At 50.8% G+C, this 24502-nt stretch carries 20 protein-coding genes; 7 read left to right on the top strand and 13 right to left on the bottom strand.

The window, feature by feature from the left end; all coding sequences use genetic code 11:
• Nucleotides 1–3 precede the first annotated feature (3 nt).
• From GCU39_RS00350 to GCU39_RS00305, 10 genes are all read right to left on the bottom strand, one after another.
• Nucleotides 4–1314, bottom strand: coding sequence for a cytosine permease (locus tag GCU39_RS00350; RefSeq protein ID WP_152391678.1), 1311 nt, complete (start codon nucleotides 1312–1314; stop codon nucleotides 4–6).
• Nucleotides 1315–1363: 49 nt separating this feature from the next.
• Entirely contained in the window at nucleotides 1364–1945 is a 582-nt protein-coding gene (locus GCU39_RS00345; RefSeq protein WP_152391677.1) for a TetR/AcrR family transcriptional regulator, read from the bottom strand.
• Between the two features lie 196 nt (nucleotides 1946–2141).
• Nucleotides 2142–4859, bottom strand: a complete 2718-nt coding sequence (ppdK, locus tag GCU39_RS00340) for a pyruvate, phosphate dikinase (protein ID WP_227793394.1) — start codon at nucleotides 4857–4859, stop codon at nucleotides 2142–2144.
• A gap of 221 nt (nucleotides 4860–5080) precedes the next feature.
• A complete protein-coding gene (locus tag GCU39_RS00335; protein ID WP_152391676.1) occupies nucleotides 5081–5278 on the bottom strand; it encodes a hypothetical protein in 198 nt (65 codons plus the stop codon).
• Nucleotides 5279–5481: 203 nt separating this feature from the next.
• Nucleotides 5482–6108, bottom strand: coding sequence for an RNA polymerase sigma factor (locus tag GCU39_RS00330; RefSeq protein WP_152391675.1), 627 nt, complete (start codon nucleotides 6106–6108; stop codon nucleotides 5482–5484).
• Nucleotides 6109–6154: 46 nt separating this feature from the next.
• On the bottom strand, nucleotides 6155–7618 hold the full coding sequence (locus GCU39_RS00325) for a sensor histidine kinase (RefSeq protein WP_152391674.1): 1464 nt from the start codon (nucleotides 7616–7618) through the stop codon (nucleotides 6155–6157).
• Nucleotides 7615–8295 carry a response regulator transcription factor gene (locus GCU39_RS00320; RefSeq protein ID WP_407671728.1) on the bottom strand — a complete coding sequence of 227 codons (681 nt, stop codon included), beginning with the start codon at nucleotides 8293–8295 and terminating at the stop codon, nucleotides 7615–7617. Before GCU39_RS00320 ends, GCU39_RS00325 begins: the two co-directional genes overlap by 4 nt.
• 54 nt (nucleotides 8296–8349) lie before the next feature.
• Nucleotides 8350–9507, bottom strand: a complete 1158-nt coding sequence (locus tag GCU39_RS00315; protein WP_152391672.1) for an ABC transporter permease — start codon at nucleotides 9505–9507, stop codon at nucleotides 8350–8352.
• Complete coding sequence (locus tag GCU39_RS00310) at nucleotides 9485–10225, bottom strand: ABC transporter ATP-binding protein (RefSeq protein ID WP_152391671.1); 741 nt, start codon at nucleotides 10223–10225, stop codon at nucleotides 9485–9487. Before GCU39_RS00310 ends, GCU39_RS00315 begins: the two co-directional genes overlap by 23 nt.
• A complete protein-coding gene (locus GCU39_RS00305; protein WP_152391670.1) occupies nucleotides 10222–11523 on the bottom strand; it encodes an efflux RND transporter periplasmic adaptor subunit in 1302 nt (433 codons plus the stop codon). Before GCU39_RS00305 ends, GCU39_RS00310 begins: the two co-directional genes overlap by 4 nt.
• A 154-nt stretch (nucleotides 11524–11677) precedes the next feature.
• On the opposite strand from GCU39_RS00305, the gene GCU39_RS00300 reads away from it, so the two are divergent.
• From GCU39_RS00300 to GCU39_RS00275, 6 genes are all read left to right on the top strand, one after another.
• Entirely contained in the window at nucleotides 11678–12601 is a 924-nt protein-coding gene (locus GCU39_RS00300) for a DMT family transporter (protein WP_152391669.1), read from the top strand.
• A gap of 78 nt (nucleotides 12602–12679) precedes the next feature.
• A complete protein-coding gene (locus tag GCU39_RS00295; RefSeq protein WP_152391668.1) occupies nucleotides 12680–13138 on the top strand; it encodes a DUF6385 domain-containing protein in 459 nt (152 codons plus the stop codon).
• 114 nt (nucleotides 13139–13252) lie between these two features.
• Complete coding sequence (locus tag GCU39_RS00290) at nucleotides 13253–14353, top strand: DUF6385 domain-containing protein (RefSeq protein ID WP_152391667.1); 1101 nt, start codon at nucleotides 13253–13255, stop codon at nucleotides 14351–14353.
• Between the two features lie 112 nt (nucleotides 14354–14465).
• Nucleotides 14466–16490 carry a TPR domain-containing glycosyltransferase gene (locus GCU39_RS00285; protein ID WP_193726707.1) on the top strand — a complete coding sequence of 675 codons (2025 nt, stop codon included), beginning with the start codon at nucleotides 14466–14468 and terminating at the stop codon, nucleotides 16488–16490.
• A 13-nt stretch (nucleotides 16491–16503) separates the two neighbouring features.
• Nucleotides 16504–18033, top strand: a complete 1530-nt coding sequence (locus GCU39_RS00280; protein ID WP_193726706.1) for a tetratricopeptide repeat-containing glycosyltransferase family 2 protein — start codon at nucleotides 16504–16506, stop codon at nucleotides 18031–18033.
• Between the two features lie 26 nt (nucleotides 18034–18059).
• A complete protein-coding gene (locus tag GCU39_RS00275; RefSeq protein ID WP_193726705.1) occupies nucleotides 18060–20006 on the top strand; it encodes a tetratricopeptide repeat-containing glycosyltransferase family 2 protein in 1947 nt (648 codons plus the stop codon).
• On the opposite strand, the gene GCU39_RS00270 is transcribed toward GCU39_RS00275, so the two are convergent.
• The 3 genes from GCU39_RS00270 to GCU39_RS32165 form a co-directional block, all read right to left on the bottom strand.
• A complete protein-coding gene (locus GCU39_RS00270) occupies nucleotides 19998–20951 on the bottom strand; it encodes a hypothetical protein (protein WP_152391663.1) in 954 nt (317 codons plus the stop codon). The two genes, GCU39_RS00275 and GCU39_RS00270, sit on opposite strands and share 9 nt — an antisense overlap.
• Nucleotides 20952–20957: 6 nt before the next feature.
• Complete coding sequence (locus GCU39_RS00265) at nucleotides 20958–22199, bottom strand: glycosyltransferase family protein (RefSeq protein ID WP_152391662.1); 1242 nt, start codon at nucleotides 22197–22199, stop codon at nucleotides 20958–20960.
• 132 nt (nucleotides 22200–22331) lie between these two features.
• Nucleotides 22332–22454 carry a hypothetical protein gene (locus GCU39_RS32165; RefSeq protein WP_018756980.1) on the bottom strand — a complete coding sequence of 41 codons (123 nt, stop codon included), beginning with the start codon at nucleotides 22452–22454 and terminating at the stop codon, nucleotides 22332–22334.
• Nucleotides 22455–22633: 179 nt separating this feature from the next.
• Between GCU39_RS32165 and asnB the strand changes: the two genes are divergently transcribed.
• Nucleotides 22634–24478, top strand: coding sequence for an asparagine synthase (glutamine-hydrolyzing) (gene asnB, locus GCU39_RS00260; protein WP_152391661.1), 1845 nt, complete (start codon nucleotides 22634–22636; stop codon nucleotides 24476–24478).
• Nucleotides 24479–24502: the final 24 nt, after the last annotated feature.

Here is a 24502-nt window from a genome sequence, read left to right as displayed (position 1 = left end):
ATGTTATCCTTTCTTACTCATAATTTTGCCGACCACCCATTGTGCGACAAATGCGAAAATAAAGGCATCTAGTGCCGGCACATAGGTCAGATGGAATAATCCGAAGCCATCCGGCGCGTCTGTCGTCATATAAGCAAATAACGTAGCCGCCACCCATACCACCAAAGAACGGATAATCAAATTCGGATTACGGTCGAGCCCTTCGAACGTAAATTTCTTGCGATCGACAAACAAATACTCCGCTGTGTAGATCCCGCCAATCGGCGATACGAACATCGTGATCACGGTCAAGAACGATAAGAACTTATCATAAATCCCGAACACGGCTAAGGAAGTCGCAATCAGACCCGCAATGATCGTAATGATTTTCTTTGGTACATGCCGAAAGACGACGGAGAAACCAAGAGATGCAGAATACAAGTTGTTCGTATTTGTCGTCCATTGCGCCAGCGTTAAGACAATAATAGCCGGAAGCCCCAGTCCAAGCGCGATAAAAATATGCGTCAAATCGTCAGTATCCATCAGTCGCGATAAGAAGATCGCGATGACCGTCATGAAGCTGTTGCCGACAAAGAAGCCGATAAACGCCGCAATCACCGCATGCTTCGGCGTACGCGCCCAACGGGCAATGTCTGGCGACAACACGGTTCCGACGATGAAAATCCCGATCACAAGCGATATCGCCAGCCCCATTGGAATCGGAGCTGCGCTGATCGGTTCCCAAATCGCCGCAGACCCTTTGCTCTTAAACGCGGCAAAAATTGCAATCCCGATAAAAATGATAAGCAGCGGCACAGACCATACGCTTAATCGTTCGATAGAACGGTATCCCCAAATTGCCGTTGACATCATCAGCATCCCGCCGATAAAAGAAAGCAAGCCTAACGACAGATTAATGCCCCATAATGATTGGAAGGCCGTCTGCATATTTGAAGCGAAGAATCCGGCTTGTACACCGAACCATCCGAGCGAGAAAATCCCAAGTACGATCGATACAATATACGCGCCTTTATTACCGAATAAGAAACGTGTGATCATGGCGGTCGACAGGCCTGTTTTGGCCCCGACATAAGCACATAAAGCACTGATGACACCAAGTATTAACGAGCCGATCAGCGTTGCTGTCAGAGAATCCACCAGGTTCATCCCCGCTCCAAGCTGAGCCCCTAGGAACATGGCTGATAAATCGATACCGATGGCAATCCAGACGAGCGCCATGGGCAGCCATTTTTTGCGCAAATGCGCGGGAACGGGTTCCCTCTCAAAATCTTGTGATACAGGTTCGTTATTCTGTACTTGACTAGCTTCGCTCATTTTTACTCATCCCCCAGCTCTGAAATCTTCTTGTTGTTGTGTAACTTTCTTAGGAGCGCGCACCGTTCCAATACATCTCAAATGCATTGTTCAGTTTGCGTTCATAGACTTCTTTGGAGGAATAATAGAAGTATTGCATGCATAACCCGTCCATTACATTAAGGAAGGCGTCCACGAGGGGCTCAATCGATTGCTCTCTTATTTCACCCTTCTGTTGGCCTTGCACCATGATCCCTTGAATAATCTCCGTCAACAGCACATCCGACTGCAGGAAAGCCTGATCGATCGTTTCTTTCAGAAAAGGCGGCGGAAATAGCAAGTACCGCAGGGCGAATAGACTAATCTCCTGGCTCTCCCGGTAGTACTCATATTGCCTCGTGAGAATCCGGTAGAGGTTGTCCCGTGTGCTTCTCACCTGCTGCTCATCGGAGAGCTGTTGAATGAATCGATTGTATGACTGCATGGCGTCTCGAAAGACCGTCATGAACAAATCTTCTTTATTCTCATAAAAGGCGTAGATCGCTGGCGTCTTCACGCCAACTTCTTTGGCTATTTCAGAGAGCGCTGTACCATCATAGCCTTTCTCTCCGAATAACCTCATGGCTGCTTCCTTCAACTTCATTCTGGTCATGAATAACTTCACACTCCAAATTTAATTAACGTTAATTAAGTGGATTATACAGTTAGTTGCATATTAATACAACACTTTTTTTGGGGTTAAATCACTGTTTCGCTATGCGGTACAGCAAACAACCTTACCCCGCAACATATTACGAAGTAAGGTCGTATGCATATATTTAAAATTCGGCGTTACACTCAGGCTTGCTTCAGGCGTGCATTCGCTCTGCTAACAAACTCTCCGCCATCGCTTCTTCGACCCCTTGCCGTTCCTCCGCAATAACCGCCTGTGCCGCAGCAATCCGAGCCAGTGGGATGCGGTATGGCGAACAGCTGACATACTCTAGGCCAATGGCATGGCAGAAGCGAATCGATTGCGGATCGCCGCCATGTTCCCCGCAGACGCCTGCCTTTAATTCCGGCTTCACGGATTTGCCCGTCGTATTCGCGATCTGAATCAACTGACCGACACCTTCCTCGTCCAGCACCTGGAAAGGATTATGCGCAAGAATACGACGATCCAAATATTGCGACATGAATTTTCCTTCCGCATCATCACGGCTATATCCAAGTGTCATCTGGGTCAGGTCATTCGTTCCGAACGAGAAGAAATCCGCATGGACAGCGATTTGATGAGCCGTTAATGCTGCGCGCGGCACCTCGATCATCGTGCCGACTCTGTAGGCGCATTGCTGCAATTGCTTCTTGCTCAGCATCTCGCTTGCAATCTGCTCAATGCGTTCGCGGAAGAACTTCAGCTCCGTCACATGGCCGACGAGTGGAATCATAATCTCCGGGAGGACAGCGATTCCGCGCTTCAAGCAGCTTGCTGCCGCTTTGAAGATCGCCTCGATCTGCATATCGTAGACTTCGGGATAGACGATGCCGAGCCGGCAACCGCGCTGTCCCAGCATCGGATTTATTTCTTCCAGCGCCTCAACTTTCTTCATCGTCGCTTCGATGCCAGCGATCTCCTGGTCCGTCCCATGCAGACCTCGCAGATGCTGCAGACGCTCTTGCAGTTCCTTCCGCTTCGGCAAAAACTCGTGCAGCGGCGGATCGAGCAGACGTATCGTCACAGGCAGGCCATTCATCGCCTCGAGCATGCCTTCGAAATCCGACTGCTGCATCGGCAGCAGCTGTGCCAAGGCATCCCGTCTGGCATCCGTATGCTCAGCGAGAATCATCCGCTGTACGATCGGGAGCCGTTCCTTATCGAAGAACATGTGCTCCGTACGGCAGAGTCCGATGCCTTCCGCGCCATATTGCCTAGCCACCTGCGCATCATACGGATGATCGGCGTTCGCAAGGATCCGAAGGGTACGAACCTCATCCGCCCATGCCAACAATTCCATCAATGCTTCCGTCATCTCCGGTTCCTTCAGTTCGAGCTCGCCTAGGCATATCAATCCACGATGCCCGTCGATTGTCATCCAGTCTCCCTCGTGAATGGTCTGCGACCCGATTCGAATCCCGCGCTCCGACGCAAGGAATTCGATTGTCTCGCAGCCGCAGACGCAAGGCTTCCCCATTCCCCGCGCCACAACCGCAGCATGACTTGTCATGCCGCCCCGGAGCGTCGCCACGCCTTCGGAGGCCAGGACGCCTTCGATATCCTCTGGTGTCGTCTCAGGTCGAACGAGAATCACCCGCTTCCCTTCCTTGCCCCATAACGCGGCCGTCTCGGCATCCAGTGCAACTTGCCCCACCGCAGCCCCTGGCGATGCAGGAAGTCCCTTCGCCACTGCTTGCTGTGCATCTTCTCGAATGGCTCGATGCAGCAGCTGTTCAAGGTGCATCGGATCAATTCGCTCAATGGCCTGTCGCTTCGTAATGATGCCTTCATGCACCAGATCCACTGCAATTTTGAGCGCTGCCTGTGCATTTCGCTTCCCGCTGCGTGTCTGCAGCAGGTACAGCTTATGATGTTCGATCGTAAATTCGATATCTTGAATATCCTGATAGTGAAACTCCAATTGCTTCACGGTACGCTGTAATTCGTCATACGCATCCGGCATGACTTGTTCCAGCATGGCGATGGGCATCGGTGTCCGAATGCCTGCAACAACATCTTCCCCCTGCGCGTTAAGCAAAAACTCACCGAAGAGTATATTCTCCCCGGTCGATGGGTTACGTGTGAACACAACGCCGGTACCGCATGTCTCACCCATATTCCCAAATACCATGCTCTGAATGTTCACAGCCGTTCCTTGGTCGTCCGGAATACGGTGCATTCGCCGGTATACCTGCGCCCTAGCATTATTCCATGAGCTGAATACGGCTTCGATGGCGAGTCGCAGCTGATCAACAACGTTCTGAGGGAAACCTTTGCCTGTCTTCAGGAGGACGAGCAGCTTATATTCCTGTACTAGCTGCTGTAACCCCGCTGCGGAAATTTCTTCATCTCGCAATACCCCTTCACGCGTCTTCATTCGATCCAATTGCTGTTCGAACAGATGTGACTCAACGCCCATCACCACATGTCCGAACATCTGGATCAATCGACGATAGCAATCAAAGGCGAAGCGCGGATTGCCTGTCAATTCGCTGATCCCTACCACTGTCTCATCATTCAGCCCAACATTAAGAATTGTGTCCATCATCCCTGGCATCGAAGTAACCGAACCAGAGCGAACCGAGACGAGCAGCGGCTTATCCCGCTCCCCGAAGACCTGCCCCTTCTCCCGTTCAAGCTGTGCTAACCCCATTAGAATTTGATGTAGCATGACATCATTTAATCGATTGCCATCCTTGAAGTAAGTCAGACAAGCCTCCGTCGTCACCGTAAATCCTGGAGGAACTGCGAGACCCGCTCGCGTCATTTCTGCGAGATTCGCTCCTTTGCCGCCGAGCAAATCAACCATTTTCGCATGACCTTCTTGAAAAGTAAATACCCACTTGCGGTTCACCATCACTGCTCTATTCATCGCATTTCCTCCCAATTAAATATGATGTCATAAATATAACTAAATAATGCTCATATTACAATATATAATGCATTATTTTATATTTATGATACCTATTAAAGTGGATTTATAACGCAATAAACGCCCATTCATGCACACAAAAAGAAATAAGCTGTCCAAAAGGTCATATCATATGACCCTTTGGGCAGCTTATTTTCACCACATCTTATTCTCTTCTACAATTAGTTGTTCAAAACACTATGCAGCAGCGCATCCACGCTCTGCGGACGTCTACGTTTCTTCGGCTCAATTACCTTCGTACGATGATCCTCTGCCTTTACACCGGTTCTATCATCTTCGGATTCGATCTGACCGATCAGTCCCATGATCCGATCCATATCGAGACGAGGAAAAAATGGATTTCGATTATTGCTGCTCATGTTGCCCACTCCAATGATTATTAATACCGGTTCTTCCGCAAGCGGAATTCCGTACGATTGTTAAAAAAGACGACAAGATTCATTGTATACCATTTTTCTTCAAAATTCTACATAAAAAGATCCCCAGCGAATACAGCGATAACATCAAAGCCTGCGTTCGAACATAAAAAAGAGCAGCCCCTATGCAAGCTGCCCTCTCGGTCTTATCCTTGCGATACATTCGATAACAATTGGCTCGGGTCCCCCTTCAATACGGCGTAGACCCAGCCTTCGACACGAGCAGGATGCTTCGCATCTTTTGGCTTCACGTGATAGGATCGCTTCGTTGACCGAAGCTTCGTCCGTGTTCGATGAAGCGCTGATTTTACAGCCGGAACCGATATATTATTCATAAGTGCTATCTCTTCCATCGAATAACGAAATACATCCTGCATTAATAGCATCTCAACATGGTGCTCAGGAACTTGATCAGCGACGTGCTCTACCAGCTCGCGTACTTCCACATAACGGTTCGAGTCTACGCCATTGAACTCAATCTGTTCACAAGGGATGATTCGCCCTCGATGCTTACGATACATATCCACCCAGATATTTTGTGCCATCCGGTAAAGATACGCTTTCGTAAATGGCACCGTACTGCAGCTTACCTTCGCGCGATAGACGAACGCTTTGAGCAATACCTCCTGGTACAGGTCTTCCCCTTCCCAAGTCGATGCAGCAACGTATGCACAATATGAGCGCAGCTCATCGAGATACGGCGCCACTTCCTCCATGAAATCCCGATTTCGCTTCTCCTTGCTTCGATCGTAATGGACTGACTTTTCCATCATGTTAAGTACCTCCTTTTATCCCGTGTCCTAAGCTATTCTTCATGCCTTATGAATCAGAATGACTTGCATACGGTAGAGCGAATGTAAATTGCGTGCCTTCTCCAAGCTCGCTCGATGCCTGAATCGTCGTGCCGTGACGTTCGATAATGGTCTTGACGATCGAGAGTCCGATGCCGGTTCCATTACGTCTTGTTCGTGCTTGATCAGCTTTATAGAATCGGTCCCAGATCCGTTCCAGCTGTTCCTTATCCATGCCGATGCCGTGGTCCTTCACGACAATGACAGCCTGGTCGCCCGCGATTAAATCGACGAGAATCGGCTTGCCATCCGGCGAGAATTCAATCGCGTTCTGAATCAAATTCGTCAGGACTTGCTTAATCCGATCGGGATCGCCGTAGACTTCAATGTCTTCCGTCTCGCCTTCCACAGCTGCGCCAGATTTCGGGTAGACGCGGAATATCACTTGATGATTAACAAATTGCGACTCCATACTTGCGAGCACCTTGCGAATCGTCTCCGTGATGTTAAAAGGGCGGAATTGCATCTCTAGCTGTCCATGATCAATCTTGCTCATATCGAGCAGGTCATTAACCAATCGAATCACACGCGTATTCAAATCTTTGACAATACGCAGATAATGCTTCGTTCGCTGTTCCGGCACCGTCCCATCCAGAATCGCCTCCACATAGCCGTTCATCGATGTGAGCGGGGAACGCAGGTCGTGAGAGACATTCGCGATGAAGTCTTTACGCATCCGGTCAACGCCTTCCAGATCATGTGCCATCTGCTGCACGGTGTTCGCAAGTTCACCCAGTTCGTCATTGGACTTCAGTGGAATGAACGGTTTAAAATTCCCTTTGGCAATCGCTTGTGTCGCTGCGGTCAGCTGCTTCACCCGCCGGGTCAACTGCCGGGATAAGATCAGCGTGAAAATAAACGACACAATGAGGGTGACACAAATCGCGAGCACCATCCGGCTATTCGATCTGGAGAAATCCGCTTGGAAGGCCCGCGAGATGATCATAACGGTCCACTTCGGTTGGTTGTCGATCATCACAGATCCCGCAGCGATCATGACCTTGCCGTCCTCTTTGTCGATTATATATTTGCTGTGTGTCATTTCCGTGTCTTTGATAAGTTCTCTGACCAGATAGGGATCCGGTTGCAGATCAGGCCGCTGCGGGTTCGTAATTCGAAGAATGGCTCTCCCAGTCTTCCGATCGAAGAGATAGAGTGAACGCATCTCCTTCGGGACGACTAAGGATAACCCCGCGTTGACCGCGCTTTTGCTCCATCCTTCGGCATAGGCTTGCTCAATGTATTTGGTGATATCTTGTAACTGTCGCATATCTTGATCACGGTGCGAATTCAATAGATCACCGCGGAAGAACCAGTTGAACACCAGTGCTAGCGTTAGCATCGATACGAAGAGGAAGCCGAGAATGGTGACCAATATTTTAGCGAAAATTCCGAACTTCCACTTCAGCTTCAGCTTCGGCATCCGCATCATATCGTCACCTCGAACTTATACCCGACACCCCAAATCGTGACGATCCGCCACTGCTCGGTCTCGCCAAGTTTCTCGCGAAGCCGCTTAATATGCACATCCACCGTGCGAAAATCACCCGCATAGTCATGCCCCCAGACCTGATAGAGAAGCTGTTCGCGCGTGAACACCTTATTCGGATGAATCGCGAGCCGATGCAGCAATTCCATTTCTTTGGGCGGCAGCATATATTCCGCATGGTTTAGCACAAGTTTGTTCTCGTCCATCCGAATGGTTAAACCCGGATACTGGATAATTTCTTGTACCAGCCCTGCTTGCGTTCTGCGCAGCACAGCCTTGATTCGTGCGATCAGCTCCTTGGGGTCAAAGGGCTTGACGATATAATCGTCTGCACCGAGCTCAAAGCCTTTCAGTTTATCGTAGCTCTCGCCTTTTCCGGTGATCATCAGAATCGGCACATTGTTATACCGGCGAATTTCTCTGCATACCTCGAAGCCATCCATTTCCGGCAGCATAATATCCAAAAGTACAATATCAGGCGGATTGGCGAGGAAGAGCTCAACCCCCTCATTCCCCGTCTCCGCCATATCATAATCGAATTGATGTTTATCCAAATATAAGGAGAGTAAATCGCGAATATATTCATCATCCTCAATCACAAGGACGCGTGGCTGTCTCAATTTTCGCACACCCCTTCCCCTTCTCGATGTTCGATCCGTTATATGCCTACTCCCTTAATCGTACCTCAGGGCATCCACTGGTTTCAAATTTGCTGCTTTATTCGCCGGGAAGATGCCGAAGAATACACCGATAAAGACAGAGAATCCGAAGGAGATCAGAATAATATTGAGCGATGCTTGTACCGTAAGCGTCGTAATCTTACTTACGAGCACCCCGCCGCCAAGTCCGACGAGAATTCCGATAATGCCACTGATCCCGCTAATCACGATCGACTCGATCAGGAATTGCAGCAGAATATCGCGCCTCTTCGCCCCAACGGACTTGCGTATCCCGATCTCGCGCGTTCGCTCGGTCACCGAGACCAGCATAATGTTCATGATTCCGATACCGCCTACGATCAAGGAAATTCCTGCAATACCGCCTAGCGCAAGGGATAAGGTATCCGTTATCGAGCTAACCGTCTGGAGCATCTCCTTCTGATCGGTTACCGTATAGCTATCATCGGTAGATCGGAAGATCTGGCTTAATTTCTGTTCCGTACGCGCCTTAACAATAGACGTCAGATCTCCCGTCTCGGCCTGCATATAAATTGTACGTATTCCTTTGGAACGCAATAATCGCTGTGCAGACGTGAGCGGAACCTTGATCGTATTGTTCGAGGTGCTCTTCTCTTCCAGTAATCCGACCACCTTGAAGCGCATTCCGTTCAGCATCACATAAGAGCCGACAGGATCGCTCGTGCCGAACAGATCCGTCGCCGTCTCCGTACCGATCAGTGCGACCTTCTGTGAGTAATCCACGTCGATCGGGAGGATGAACCGCCCGCTCTGCACCTTCGTCGAGCGGACCTCTTCATAATCTGCCGTGATGCCTTCTACCGAGACGTTCACATTCTTATTCCCGTTCTTCGCCTGCACATTGCCACTCACCGTCGGTGCTACCGCATTGACCCCTTCGATCTCTTCAAAGGATTGGGCTTGTTCGTAGGACACCGATGTCTGCACCCCCCGCCCGCTGATGGATACGGAGAGCAAATTTGAACCTAATCCCTGAACCTGCGCCGTGACGGCACTCGTCGCGCCTTGCCCAACGGAGACGAGGAGAATAACGCAGGAGACACCGATAATAATGCCCAGCATTGTCAGCAATGTCCTCGTCTTGTTCGATAGAATACTTTTCCAGGCCATCTTAAATGCTTGGGTCAGCTTCATGCTGCGTCACCTCCATATGTGAAATTTGACCATCCACAATGTGAATCACCCGCTCCGCTTGCGCTGCAATCTGGGGATCATGGGTAATGAGTACGATCGTGTGTCCTTTGCGATGAAGGCTGTGAATCATCTGCATCACTTCGAGCCCCGTCTTCGTATCGAGTGCGCCTGTCGGCTCGTCGGCGAGCAGAATCGGCGGCTGGCCTGCGAGCGCTCTAGCAATCGCAACCCGCTGCTGCTGACCGCCAGATAATTGGGAGGGACGGTGATGCATGCGCTCCTCGAGTCCCACCTCGCGAAGCGCTTGCTGCGCTTGCTCCTTGCGCGCCTTAGCCGACATGCCGCGGTACACGAGCGGCAGTTCGACGTTCTCCAGCGCCGAGAGAGCGGATAGCAAGTGGAAGCTCTGAAAAATGAAGCCGATCTTCTGATTGCGAATTTCGGCGAGTTGACCATCCTTCATTCGGCTGACCTCTTGGCCGTCAATCCAATACGAACCGCTCGTCGGAACATCGAGGCAGCCGATCATATTCATGAGGGTCGATTTGCCTGATCCGGAAGGGCCGACGATGGCCACAAATTCCCCTTGATGAATTTGAAGCGAGACGCCTTCGAGCGTCGTTACCTCTTCGCCGCCCATGACATACCGCTTGAATATGTCTTCAAGCTTCAATAATGGCTTGCGCTGCGTTACTGGCGTAGTGACTGTGGAACTCATCGCGTACCGCCCCCGCCGCTGCCAATTCGCTGTGTGCTTCGCGTGCCGCCGCCCATGCCGCCTTCCGGACGGAATCCTTGGCCGCCACCCATGCCGCCCATTCCGCCAAAGCCTCCGAAGCCGCCTTGCATTTGAACCGCGCCCGTCTTCGAAGCCGCGACGGCAGGAAGCAGCACGGATTCGCCTTCATTTAGTCCGCTCAGAACTTCAATATAAGATTCATTATGAATGCCGACGGTAATCTCTTTCATATTCTGCATCATTGCAGCATTGCGCGCGCCTCGGCCTGTGTTCGCGCCTCCGCTGCCTGGCTGGTTCCCTTCAGGTGGCGCGAACTTATTATTGGTGTTGTCCTTCGCTGCCGCAGACTCTCCCTTTTGCGCTTGTGTTCCGCTGGATGCCAGCTGCACATACGACTTGCCGCCGAATTGATGAACGGCTTCGATCGGCACGACCACTGCGTTTTCTTTCTTTTCTACAATAATATCGGCTTGCAGGGACATCCCGACCTTGATTGCATCAGACTTATCGAGCCCAATGGAGACGTCGAAGCTCGCAACGCCGTTCTGTGCGGTTCCTTCCTGAGATACCGTGGTCACCTTCCCTTGCACCACTTGATCCGCTACCGCATCGAGCGTCATCTCCACGCTCTGTCCGGTCTTGACCTTGCCGATATCCAGCTCGTCGATCTGAACAACGGATTCCAGATGATCATAGTCCGTGATTTCCGCTAAGACGGTATTCGGCGATACTTGGTCAGAGACATGAATATCGCTGGTAACAACCGTGCCATCGATTGGAGAGACAACATCCGCCGTCTCCTTCTGCTTCGCTTGCAAATCCTTCAAATCCAGCTGCGCAACCTCGATATCCAACTTCTTCTGCTCAATCTGCGTCTTCATCGCATCGCGCTCTTCGTCAGAAGCCTGCATAAACTTCTGCTTCAGCGCATCATAATCCATCTGCTTCTGCTGAATTTGCAGCTCGGATTTGCGAACCTGTGAGCTCATGTCATCTTGTTCGAACGTGACCAGAACCTGACCCTTCTTGACCTTTTGTCCTGTTTTGAATGTGATGCTCTTGATTTTGCCCGAGTCGGAGGATTTCACGGTCGCTTGATTGACAGGCGATACGGTTCCCGTACCGGACACTTTCACAACAAGGTCTGTCCTCGAGGCTTTTGCCGACATCTGAACGACCGGCTCCGTTTTTTGACCCTTCGCATACAAGTTATAACCGAATATAAGTCCCCCGAGGATCACCACCGAAATGATAACGATCCCAATCTTTTTCTTCATCTTTCATACCCCTCTCGCCTATTCTTCCATCAGTCTAGCAAGAAAATATGAACAACCTATGAACATCCATAGTCTCTTCCTGCTTGACGGGATTCGGGGGAAAAGATAGACTGAGTACGGCAATTTACATTTGAATTATCGGAGGCCTAAGCACGTGATCAAACCTCGATCCATTTATTTATATATCGCTCTATTTATTGGTGTTGCTGCTCTATCTACCTCGGCCATTTTCGTGAAACTTTCGACTGCTCCCGCGCCGATCGTTGCTTTCTATCGCATGCTGTTCTCCACGGTATTGATTCTCCCTTGGCTTTTGTTAAATAAACACAGCCTAGCTGAGTTTCGGTCTATGAAACGTCGCGAGCTCTATACCATGATCCTGTCGGGTGTATTGCTTGGTGTCCATTTCGCGCTCTGGTTCGAATCGCTACGGTATACCAGTGTCGCCAGCTCGACGGTGCTCGTGACGCTGCAGCCTATATTCGCTTTTGCCGGGAGCTATTTCTTATTCGGAGAACGTCTGCGCAAAATGGCCATTATCGGCGGCATTCTGTCCATCATCGGGAGTTTCATTATCGGCATTGGGGATTTCCGTATTGGAGGGATTGCACTACTTGGCGATGTACTCGCGTTGTTAGGCGCGGCAGTCATTACGATTTATTTCCTCATTGGCAAATCAGTTCGTCAGGTGTATTCGCTGCCGGTCTATACATTCATCGTCTATCTGAGCAGCAGCGTCTTCCTCGCGCTCTATTGCGCTGCCCTGGGTACATCTTTTAGCGGATATGCGGATCAAGATTGGCTTCTATTCCTAGGGCTTGCGATCATACCTACACTATTCGGCCAGACGGTAATGAACGGACTAATCCGTTGGATGAGCGCATCGACGATCTCGATGAGTATTCTGGGTGAGCCTGTCGGCACATGTATTCTGGCGTATCTGATCTTAGGCGACAAACTTACTTTCGAACAATGGATTGGCTCCTGCGTCATCCTGTTCGGAATTCTCATTTATACATTAAGCACACGAACCAAAGATGCAAAGGTCTCCCCCGAGATCCCCAGCCAAACCGCGTAGGAATGCACGGCCACTGTCACCATCTATCGGGAACTTCCATATAGTAATGAAGCGATCGTCTTTGAAAGGATGGGTACCGTGGCAACAAAAAAAGATGCATCCATACGCTCAACCTGCGCACCTGTCCGAAAAAGAGTCCGTAAGCGGCCGAAATCTGGCCGCCGCAAGGGTTCCAAATCACCCAAACATGCGATTCGCATCGTCAATGAACCTACCTGCCAGCATACATTCTCGGAACAGCAGTTCTTAGGGCTGCAGGTGACTGCAAATGGCGTTACCCTCCCCGTTCAGAATACATCCTTAACCACACTCCTATCCTACGCCATCATGAATCATGGACCGAACCCTATCCTCGCTGTATTAGAAGTAAGCCCCAACGCGATTCAATTCGCCATTGATCAAAAATATACCGTACCCACAGGCTCCATGAAGGTCATTAATCCGATGCATTTCCTGAAATGGACGCGGCTTACCTTGACCACTGAATCTGGTGGCAGCGCAAGCTCCGCCGATGTCTATTTTCAATCCCAATACTAGGTTAGTGTACATTTTGCAATCCATAGGATGCCGCACACGACTTCGTCCTTGTTACAGCGTAGCATAATGATATAACTTCAGGGACGCTGCAAGCAGCCGGAAAGGATGATTCATGTGCCTAACTATAATGTATTTCAGACCGATCCCGATAATCTTCGCACGTTGATATATGGACAAGATTCCGTCGGCAACAATCATATCATCGCGACCGATAGTAACGGGAATCTCAACGTGAATGTCGTTAACGGGACCGTTAACGTAGGCACGATCAATAGTATCCTCAATATTGGAACCGTCAGCAGTGTGCTCGGCGCGACCATCACAGCGGGAACCTTAACAACACTCTTATCAGGTACCATCAACAGCGTACTTGGGGCAACCATTACAGCCGGTACGTTGACTACCGTAAACAATGTGCTTGGTGCGACCATTACCGCAGGTACACTGAATACCGTAAATAGCGTGCTCGGCGCGACCATTACCGCAGGTACATTGACCACCGTCGATAATGTCCTAGGGGCAACGATCACTGCGGGAACTTTAACAACACTCTTATCGGGTACCATCAACAGCGTGCTCGGTGCGACCATTACTGCGGGGACTCTGACTACCGTAAATAATGTGCTTGGGGCAACCATTACAGCGGGGACTTTGACTACTGTAAATAATGTCCTTGGGGCAACGATCACTGCAGGAACTATAACAACACTCTTATCGGGTACGATCAACAGCGTGCTCGGTGCGACCATTACCGCAGGTACATTGACTACTGTAAATAATGTGCTTGGTGCGACCATCACAGCAGGGACTCTAACAACGCTCCTATCAGGTACGATCAACAGCGTGCTCGGTGCGACCATTACCACAGGTACACTCTCCAGCGTCACATCGATCTCGCAAAAGAGTTTCATTGAATCCCAAGTTCTGAATAATCCTGTTACAACTGCACTAACGCCAATGGCAGCCGTTACAACAAGCCACCTCGGCGTCTACTCCTTCTTCGTCTATAACAAAGGAGCGAATCCGGTATTAACGCAAATTCAGGTTAGTGCTGATGGCGTGAACTACTATGTCGATTCCCAAGGACTAAGCATTGCCAGCGGCTCGACCGACGTGCTTGTCGCCGCAAGATTTCTGAAATACACGCGTGTCGCTTATCAGACGACGTTAGGCACCTCGACGATTGATGTTATTTTCAACGCGCAAGGAACGTAAACGTGATTCACTCGAAACAACTTATGATCCATAGCATAATCAGTTAGAGTACATGGAACGTAAGTCATGTACTCTTTGCTATGCGTACACATCGAATGGAGGAGGAAACCGCATGCCCCTAAGTCTAGGTGTACATCTCATCGTTCGTAATGAAGCAGATACGTTACCCAACTGTCTCCAATCCGTCGAAGGAGCCGATGAACTGATCCTTGTAGACACAGGTTCTACGGATCATACCAAACTCATCGCAGCGCAATATGGCGCAACGCTCATCGATTTCCCCTGGATCGATGATTTCGCAGCCGCGCGGAATGCCGGGCTCGAGGCGGCTACGACCGACTGGATCCTCACCTTAGATGCCGACGAGCAGCTGCTCTGTTCGCTGGGGACCGTTCGCAGACTCATTGAGGAGCAAGAAGATACATCCATCGAAGCGTATGAGTTCTTCATCGAGAGTGTCCTTGATTCTTCGGGCAATCAACGGATTACGCACCCTTCCATCCGATTGTTCCGCAATCAACAGACAACACGTTATCAAGGAAGAATCCATGAGCAGATTGGACCTTCCATTCTCGCTCATCATCCAGACGCTGTCATCGCTCCATCCACGATGCGCATCCAACATGACGGGTATTTGCCTCAATTCTTACAGCAGCAAGAGAAGGTCGCACGCAATCGCAGAATACTGGAACTAGCGCTGCAAGAATCGCCAGATGACCCTTTCTATCTCTACCATCTTGGTGTGACTTCTTGCCAGGAAGGAGACCTTCCCCAAGCTGTAGACTGGTTCCATCGTTCACTCGCCATTGCCCCGCCACAATCCCCTTATCGCTCGACGCTAATCCGGGATCTAACGAAAATTTATATCGAGTTGGAGAGAATCGAAGAGGCCGCCCAGCTGCTGGATGCTGAACTGACCCGCTATTCCGAATATGCCGATCTGCATGCGCTGTACGGCATGGTATTCGAGTCGCAGGGACGGTGGGAAGAAGCCTATCTCGCTTACCAGCAAGCCGCCATGCAGACAACCAACATCTATGTATCTGAATCAGGTATTCGAACGCGCTCCATAACGGCGATGGGCGATCTATCCAGGCGCTCATTGCAATTCACAGACGCCGTCCAGCTCTACACTCAAGCGTTAAGTTTGTCGCCCAAGTATGAACCCGCATGGAGTGGACTCGTTGAAACGCTCCAGCAGTTGCAAGTCCCGGATGAAGAAATATGGAGTCACATGTGTGCCACTGCCCCACCGCAGCAATCCGAGGACTATATCCTAATCGCACGAATCTTACGCAAGATGGGAGCGTATCCCTTGCTCGAACAACAATGTAGATCGCATTACCGCGAACATCCAGTACTCCGATTCTATTATGCCGACGCCCTGATTCATTTGGGATTGCACCTCACGGCACGTCGATGTCTGACTGAACTACTCGAACTAGCGACGATGGTAGAGGAGAAACAACAGATTGTATTACGAATCGCATTCTGCACTTGGGTCGTTTCAGGTTTTCCTCAGACGCGTACAGAGATCATAGAACAGCTTCACATATACGGTCTATCCCCAGCGGAACCAACGTCTTCCGACTTAGCGCCGTCTGAAGATCCCCCGCTCCATACCATCATCCGTCAGCTCGCAGAGCTCGCGGTTCGATATCAGCAATTCGAGCTTGCCCGCTGCTTCATTACGTTGAAAGATGCGCCGCCGCAACCATCGCCTGAATTGATCTATGCGAAGATCCTATTCCTCAGCGGCTACATCCAGAAATCGGCTGAAGGCTTCCTTCACGCGATGGAGCATCAATGTCTAGACACCGAAGGGTTGTTCATGCTCGCGCAAATTCTGCTGCGAAAACAGCATTATTGGCAAGCCGCTGGCCTCCTTGAAGGTCTTATCGAAGATCATCCTGATCACTTAGATGCCAAGACGGCCGCAGCTTTCTGTTATCTACAGCTATCGCTGCAATCCGCTCACGATACGATGGGACACAACCCTCATGCCAAGGGTGTTCCTGAACATATCGCCAAATTGCAAAACAGCATCCATCTCCTTGAACGGTTACCGTGGCGAACGAAGGTCGATCCGGACCATACCGAGCGGGTCCGTCAGCGCAAAGCCGAATGGATGGAATAGAGGAGGAGAACAAATGGCACAGCCTACGAACAATGCTCTGACCACAGGAAACTCTACCATCTCCTTATGCATGATTGTTAAAAATGAAGCCGCCTCACTCCCCGCCTGTCTCGAGAGCGCATCTCGAAGCGTAGACGAGATTATCATTGTCGATACAGGCTCGACCGATGAGACAGTCCTAATCGCAGAGCAATTCGGCGCCATCGTCATCCAGCATGCGTGGCATGATGATTTTGCAGATGCACGAAATGTTGCGCTGATGCACGCCACCGGTTCTTGGATTCTCTTCCTCGATGCCGATGAACGACTAGATGAAGATTCCCATGCGCTGCTTCGCAACTATGCGCAGCACCACCTGCCAGAAGGCTTCTTCCTGCACGTCTGGAATCATAGCAGCAACAACCCGGCAGACGATTCGATCGTTCGAAATCCAATTATTCGCATGTTCCGAAATCGGCCTGAACATCGATTCTCTGGCCGCATCCATGAACAGATCACAACATCCATCACGCAGCATAACCCGGATGCCGTATTCCAAATGACAGAGGTCATCATTCACCATTACGGGTATCTCAAAGAACAGGTCGTAGGCAAAAATAAGGTACAACGAAATTCATCTCTACTTACTGAAGCGTTAGCCGAAGATCCTCAGAATCCATTCCTTAAGTTCAACCTCGCTGTGGAGCATATGCGATCTGGAGCTTTTCATCCCGCGCTTGATCTCCTACAGCAAGCCCGCAGTCAGCTGAACGACCTAACGAGTTATTATCATCTCGTGCTTAAATATATCATTCTCTGCCGCATTCAGCTGCAGAGCTGGTCGGAAGCGATCGCGGTATGCGATGAAGGCATCACCCAATACCCCGATTACACCGATCTCCGTGAACAGAAAGCCACTTGTCTTCGGCTTACGGGCAGACCGGAACAAGCGGTACAGGTACTGCTTGAAGCACTAACGCTTGGTCCGCCTCCCGTCCATTTTCATTCGGAATCCGGTACGGGAACATACTTAACTTGCTATGCACTCGGACAGTGCTATGAGGATCTGTACAATGATATTCAGGCCATTCACTGGTTCACGCAGGCACTCGAGCGGCACCCGAGCTGGATCCTTCCTCTGCAGCGCGTCGTTCGATTATTCAAGTGCGCGAAGGAGCCGACAGGTCTTGCGAAGTATATCGTGCAGCTGCAGGAATGCTTCCCTGCTGTGGACGTGCAACCGATTCGGGATCTTCTCGCATCCGAAGGTTGTTACGAGGCGCTACGAACGCCGTCCTTGCACAACATACGGCCATATCCACCTGCATCAGAAATTCTATCGATGATCGAGCAGTACAGCTGCGGGAATCGAACTGCTGCATTTCAGCAGCTCAATGTCTTCCGCCGTTCGGAAGAACCATCCACTTCTTCTGCAGTTGCTGTTGTCTTATTGCAGTGGGCCGATGCTCGCCTTGCCGAGCTTCAAGCGGACTCTCCCAATGACAGGCTGCTGCGCAGCACACGCTTATCCCTTCCATTTCTCCCGTTAGGAGGTTGGTCCTGATGTCCTCACTCCCCCTTTCCCTCTGCATGATCACGAAAAATGAAGCGATGCACTTGGACGCTTGCCTCCAATCGGTACAAGGGCTGGTCTCAGAGATCATTATCGTCGATACAGGCTCAACGGATGGGACACAGGAGATTGCAAGACAATACGGCGCTCAGCTTATCGAGACGGACTGGCTTGACGATTTTGCAGCCATGCGGAATATCGGGCTATCCGTTGCGACGGCACCTTGGATTCTTGTTCTCGACGCCGATGAGCGTTGCGATGATTGGACGCCGGAACAACTGCGGCTACTCATGAGTCACGACGATGTCGCAGGCTGGTCTCTCCAGCTCGTGAACTTCTATCATCTTGCACCCGAGCCTAGTTATGCTACAGACGCCGTATGCAGGCTGTTCCGTAACGATCCTCGTATCCGATTCCGCGGACTCATCCACGAAGAAGTATACGAGAGTATCCAAGCTGAACAAGTAGGACATGTGCCATTCACGGACCTGCGCATTCTGCACTATGGCTATTTACCGGAAGTCATTGAACGGAAACATAAAAATGAACGGAATCTGAGCATAATCCAAAAGGCGCTGCAGCTGTACCCGAATCAATTGCAACTGAGCTATGCCCTCGGTACGGAATATTTCCAGCAGGAACGCTACGAGGAAGCACTACGTGTATTTGTGCCCTTATTGGAAGCAATTCCGCTGGATGTCGGCTATGCATCGGATCTGTGGCTTAAAACGATCTATGCTTCCCGCGAAACTGGTGAATACATGGAGGCGCGAACATTAGTTGACCAAGCGCTTCACTTCTTCCCTGACTTTACGGATTTATGGGAGCTTCAGGCACAGTTATTCACGGCGCAAGGCGATTTAACAGCCGCTTATGAGGCGCTGCAGCAAGCCCTTGCTATCGGACCTGCAGGACGGCGATATACGACAATAGCAGGTACGGGAACATATCGTACACACCTCTCCGCAGCCCTTGTCTGTGAGCAAAGGCTTGATTTCGCGACCGCTGTGCTGCATTACGAAGCCGCCCTGCGCTATCCTGCAGCACAGCCCATCGCTTGGCTGCGATATGTTACCTTGCTCGCTGCATCGGAGCGTCTTGCCGAGCTTCCTGCATTTCTCGATGGTTCACCAACTGCTTCAATGTCTGCGCAGTGTTGGCACAACTTACTGCCCGTTATGCTGAACGTTAGACAGCCTGAAGTTCTGCTTGCATTCATCGATCGTTTCGAAGCCAAGGTGTTACAGGCAGGCATAGCTCCGTCGCACGCTACGCTATTCCGCGTCATTGCAGCCTTACAGAGAGGAGAAACGCAGGGCTTACAGGTGTTGAAGGAAATGGCGAACAATGGCGCAGCAGCAGATCCCCTCGTCCTGCAATATGCTGTTCTGCAGCAGTGCCTTATGGACTTCACGAAGGAAGAAATGGCACAGATTTGGCAGTGCCTCGAAGCTATCGGGCCACGATGGACCCATGCCGTTAAAACTCTGTTATCCTCTGATATCCAAGAACATGAATGGAATCAACCGATTGCGCATTCCGCCGAATGGCTGCAATGTCTCCAGATGACCACTCAAATCTCGGCATGGTCTTCTCTCCTGCGGCTCGTATCGAACCGAATGCAACAACCCGAACCCTTACCAGCACTGCCGTTATCCCTTGTGTTTGGCCTCATGCAAGCACCACCCCACGTACTTCAAGAGTTATGTCATCTGTACAACGCTAGAAAAGCTAGACAGTCCTCGCCAGAACACACGGAACTCTTAACATTCGCCGCATTGGCTTCAGCAGGCAAAGTATGGGGCTTGTCCTATCTGTGGCTACGGGAAGCCGCTGCGATGACAACCTCCGCCGTACCTGATGCGGCCCTTGTCTCCCTAACGGCTCAAATGGCAGCCGACCACGATACACGGGCAGCATTCCCGCTGACCTATACCTTTCCGATGCTGCTCCTTCTATCGTGAACCGCGGATCAAATCGGTCACATACTTGTGATCCTCATTCAACCGCAGCACCTGCGCGCGAAGGAGGGTCATTTCTCCTTGTGCATAGAATGCTGCGAGCTGTTCATAGTGACCACGCTCTTGCGGCAAGTGCGCCATCGCTTCATAATAATGAAGCGCTTCTGCAACATGCCCCCTCCGAGCTGCGATCGCTGCCAGAAAATGATAATAAGGACTAATTTGCTCGGTAGCCGTCCGGATGCCAGCCACATCACATGCCTTCTGAATCCATGCCTTAGCGGCATCGTCTTCATGCAGCAAATACGCATAGGAAGCCTGCATGAAGTGAATGAGCTCATGCGGACTCGACTTCCGCTGCATCGCTTCATACCAGGCTTGTCGACATTGCCACTGCTGGGCCATAAGCGGCATATATTCACCGCCATCGAGCATAAGCTCAACGGCCTGCTTCCAGATCAGCTCGTCATCCCGCAAGTAGATGACTTCTCCATTCATGTCCTTCCCCATGCCATATGACATCATTGTGCTGCGATGTAAATAGAAAACGCCGTCCCGCCTGAAGCATTCTTCCAGATAGATTCGCTCGGAGGCCGAGCAGACCATATCTGCATAGGCGCAGAGCAGCTGACGCATTAGCGACCATTCCTCCTGCTGGACACCGCTCGGACAAGGCGATAACATGGCAATGATATGATCCGGTTTCATCCTTCGAACCTGCTGGAAGAGCATCGGATCGGTCACAATGGCGACCTGCTTCTGTTCCGTCTCTTCACCTGGCGTCTGGTCCTTCAGATTCGTATCCTGCCAGTGAGACCAGTGTGATCCCTCCGGCAGCAGACCAATCAGACGGGATAAATGTACAGCATCCGCAGCATCCGCAGCATCCGCAGCATCGCCCCCGCGACCTATAACTTCTTCACTGAACACCGTCACTTCGATCCTCATCCCTAATCACCCGCCTTCTATGAACCGTTGATGAACCCAATTCGCGAGATAATAACTGGGGTAGGCTTCTTCCATATCCAGCTTAACGATATAGCGACCACGAGCCAACCTGCACGCAGCTTGAACCGCTGCCCCGGTGGTATCCCCAGCCCGCACGACAACGTATGCGGTCATCGCCGGATATTTACAGAATATGCCATATCTCTCCTCGGCCTTTCCCATATCTCCAGCAACAATTTCCCGGATCACAATCCACTCGGTATGAGGATAAGATTGTTCGGCGAGAGCTTCGAGCCAAGCTGTCTCCGCAACTTCATCTATATCTGGACGAACGCTGAAGAGGCAAGTCACGAGCGGTTGTTCAGCCCCCACGTGATCCAACAGCAGCATCGGCTGTTGCCGTAGTTGATGAGAGGCCATCTGCTCGATATGCCCCCAGTATTCTTGCCCAGACTCCACAAGCGCTGGGATCTCCCATTTCCGGCAAAAATATTCCCACACCTTCTGTGATCCGGTATCTTCAACACGATACCGATCCAAGGTGTCGAACAAAGCATGCACATAGACATCCATACAATAATGGATGCTGTACCCTTGCCCGCGTATTCGTAAGCACCAGTCTACGAACTGCAGCTCTTCATGCTGAATTCGATCATCTACACCGCCGACATGCTCCAAGCTGCTGCGACGAATGATTGCACAGCAGCCAGATACCCACCCTGCACCCAGCAAGACGCCGCATGCAGCCTCATGTTGTTCGCGTGCATAGGCATGCAGCGCAGCTTCCGAATCAATCCATGGCGCTCGTCTTGCCTGATTTCGCTCTAAGATGGAACAAGGGGCTGTCATACCAATGCGCTCATCATCAAGAAAAGGCCACATCATCCGATCTAACCACTGTGGCGAGAGACGAATTCGATCTTGTACGACGACAACAAATTCTCCTGTTGCTTGCAACAGCGCGCTGTTCAAGCTATCCACGCCGATGCGGAAGCCGATGCTATACGGACCATTAGCTAAATGAGAGGCTGTCGGAACCACAAACAGCTGATCCGTCGCCTTTTTCATCGATTTAATCTCTGCAATACTGGCTTCCGTCCAGTCTTGACGCGTGCTACGGATGAGGAAAGTACAATGCGGACGCTGCGGAACGCCCGCTTCATTCACTGAATTTAATAATAAGTATCGCCTGCCCAATCTCTCCAGCAGCGCGGATGAATCCTCGAGTGGAGGAAGCGTGTCTGTCATGTACGTCCCTCTCCTTCATCTGTGTACTCGAATCATCCTACTCGTGGTCTGGGCATGTGGTGTCTGTCTTGCACATTAAAAAAACCAGCTCCCCTACGTACGGGTAAGCCGGTTTTCATCTGTGTACTTCAATTAAATTCTGTCTTTGGGATTGTTCTGAGCTTCTTGCTTCACATTCTTAGCCACCACTTCACTTGCAAATTCCGCCTGATTCGCGAATTTATTACCCTTGTTCTTCTTAAACTTCTCAGCCACTCGTCACACCTCCCACCTTGGTGCGAGCGAAATTCGCCTCCGCCCCAATTTTCATAGGGTATCCTTACGGACATACATTTTATTCTACAGGGACGCATATACCTAGAAACATTCCTGAGTCGCCGGAAAAAACCTGACATAACAAAAATGAATTTTCATCACGAAGGAGATGAGCGAAGATGTGCGGAATTACAGGTTGGATCAACTGGCAAAAAGATCTCACGCAGGATTCGACCATTCTAGAAAATATGACGGAAACCTTGTCGGAACGCGGTCCTGACGCATCCGGTACGTGGATTTCCGGCTCCTGTGCCCTTGGGCATCGACGACTAAGCGTCATCGATCCAGAGAACGGGGCCCAGCCGATGATTCGAACAACCGGAGATGATCGATATGCCCTTGTCTATAACGGCGAATTATACAATACATTGGAGCTGCGCAAAGAACTGGAGTCTCGGGGACATACATTCCAGACGTCATGCGATACCGAAGTCCTTCTCGTCTCTTATATCGAATGGGGACCAGCATGTCTAGATCGGTTCAATGGCATATTCGCCTTTGCGATCTGGAATGAGCGGGAGCAGCATCTCTTCATGGCGCGCGATCGTCTGGGCGTGAAGCCGCTCTTCTATGCCGAAGTGAACGGCATGTTCCTCTTCGGTTCTGAACCGAAGGCAATCCTCGCGCATCCAACGATTGAACCCGTGGTGCGTGCCGAAGGGCTAGCGGAGATCTTCATCGTCGGACCCGCAAGAACACCAGGACATGGTGTATATAGCCAGCTCTCTGAGCTTCGTCCGGGACACTGCCTTATCTATGATCATCATGGATCGCATATTTCGGTCTATTGGAAGCTCGAAGCGATTCCGCATGAAGATGATGTGGATGCAACCGCCACACGCGTCCGGGAATTGCTGCAGGATACCCTTGAGCGGCAGCTCGTCTCCGATGTTCCGATTGGCACGCTCCTATCAGGCGGTCTAGATTCAAGCGCCTTGACTGCCCTTGCTGTCCTCTACAATAATCGGATGGGCAAAGGCACGCTGGCTACATTTTCGGTGGACTACGTCGACAATGACAAATATTTTACCGCAAATACCTTTCAGCCGAATGCTGACGCTCCTTGGATCCGGAGGATGAGCGAACATCTCGGTACGAAACATCATTGGATTCAATTCGATACCCCTGAAGTAGTCGATGCGCTGCTCCCCGCGATGAAGGCAAGAGATTTACCCGGTATGGCGGATGTCGACGCATCGTTATACTTATTCTGCCAGGAAATTAAAAAAGAAATCACCGTAGCCGTCTCCGGCGAGGCGGCGGATGAAATTTTCGGCGGTTATCCATGGTTCCATCGCGAAGAAGCGTTGAATGCTGGGACCTTCCCTTGGTCACTCGCCTCGAGTTGGCGCGCGGATCTGCTCTCGCCTGAAATTCATGACTGGATCGAACCGCTCCCATACCTTGGTGACCGATACAGCCAAGCAATTGCGGAAGTCCCGCATCTCCAAGGCGAGACAGAGCAGCAGCGCAAGATGCGCACGATGTCCTATCTGAATATTACCCGCTTCATGCCGACCCTGCTCGATCGGAAAGATCGCATGAGTATGGGCGTCGGACTTGAAGTTCGCGTCCCGTTCTGTGATCACCGCCTTGTTCAATATGTCTGGAATATTCCGTGGGAGATTAAAGCCGCTGGCGACAGAGAGAAAGGCATTCTTCGCAAAGCGCTGCACGGCATTGTCCCGGACGATGTGATCACACGTAAGAAAAGCCCTTATCCGAAAACGCATAATCCGAACTATCTCACCGCAGTCAAACGATGGTTCCTCGAAATCGTCGATGATCCGTCCTCCCCTCTGCTCCCGCTCATCAATGTGAAGAAGCTGCGCGAGCTGGCTGCCTCGGATGAAGCTAAATCGAACATTCCATGGTTCGGTCAACTCATGAGTGGCCCGCAATTATTCGCTTACCTGATTCAAGTGGACACTTGGCTGCGGCAGTATAAAGTCAGTATACGATAGCACAAGAAGACGCCTGCGACATTT

This window comes from Paenibacillus guangzhouensis (assembly GCF_009363075.1).
Classification (GTDB): domain Bacteria; phylum Bacillota; class Bacilli; order Paenibacillales; family Paenibacillaceae; genus Paenibacillus_K; species Paenibacillus_K guangzhouensis.
Note: the sequence above shows the minus strand (reverse complement) of the source record. Positions and strands in the feature narration are given on the sequence as shown.

Coding starts and splice junctions, on each gene's coding strand:
- GCU39_RS00350 (WP_152391678.1), bottom strand. CDS start 1,314: ATGAGCGAAGCTAGTCAAGTACAGAATAACGAACCTGTATCACAAGAT.
- GCU39_RS00345 (WP_152391677.1), bottom strand. CDS start 1,945: ATGACCAGAATGAAGTTGAAGGAAGCAGCCATGAGGTTATTCGGAGAG.
- ppdK (WP_227793394.1), bottom strand. CDS start 4,859: ATGAATAGAGCAGTGATGGTGAACCGCAAGTGGGTATTTACTTTTCAA.
- GCU39_RS00335 (WP_152391676.1), bottom strand. CDS start 5,278: ATGAGCAGCAATAATCGAAATCCATTTTTTCCTCGTCTCGATATGGAT.
- GCU39_RS00330 (WP_152391675.1), bottom strand. CDS start 6,108: ATGATGGAAAAGTCAGTCCATTACGATCGAAGCAAGGAGAAGCGAAAT.
- GCU39_RS00325 (WP_152391674.1), bottom strand. CDS start 7,618: ATGATGCGGATGCCGAAGCTGAAGCTGAAGTGGAAGTTCGGAATTTTC.
- GCU39_RS00315 (WP_152391672.1), bottom strand. CDS start 9,507: ATGAAGCTGACCCAAGCATTTAAGATGGCCTGGAAAAGTATTCTATCG.
- GCU39_RS00310 (WP_152391671.1), bottom strand. CDS start 10,225: ATGAGTTCCACAGTCACTACGCCAGTAACGCAGCGCAAGCCATTATTG.
- GCU39_RS00305 (WP_152391670.1), bottom strand. CDS start 11,523: ATGAAGAAAAAGATTGGGATCGTTATCATTTCGGTGGTGATCCTCGGG.
- GCU39_RS00285 (WP_193726707.1), top strand. CDS start 14,466: ATGCCCCTAAGTCTAGGTGTACATCTCATCGTTCGTAATGAAGCAGAT.
- GCU39_RS00280 (WP_193726706.1), top strand. CDS start 16,504: ATGGCACAGCCTACGAACAATGCTCTGACCACAGGAAACTCTACCATC.
- GCU39_RS00275 (WP_193726705.1), top strand. CDS start 18,060: ATGATCACGAAAAATGAAGCGATGCACTTGGACGCTTGCCTCCAATCG.
- GCU39_RS00270 (WP_152391663.1), bottom strand. CDS start 20,951: ATGAGGATCGAAGTGACGGTGTTCAGTGAAGAAGTTATAGGTCGCGGG.
- GCU39_RS00265 (WP_152391662.1), bottom strand. CDS start 22,199: ATGACAGACACGCTTCCTCCACTCGAGGATTCATCCGCGCTGCTGGAG.
- asnB (WP_152391661.1), top strand. CDS start 22,634: ATGTGCGGAATTACAGGTTGGATCAACTGGCAAAAAGATCTCACGCAG.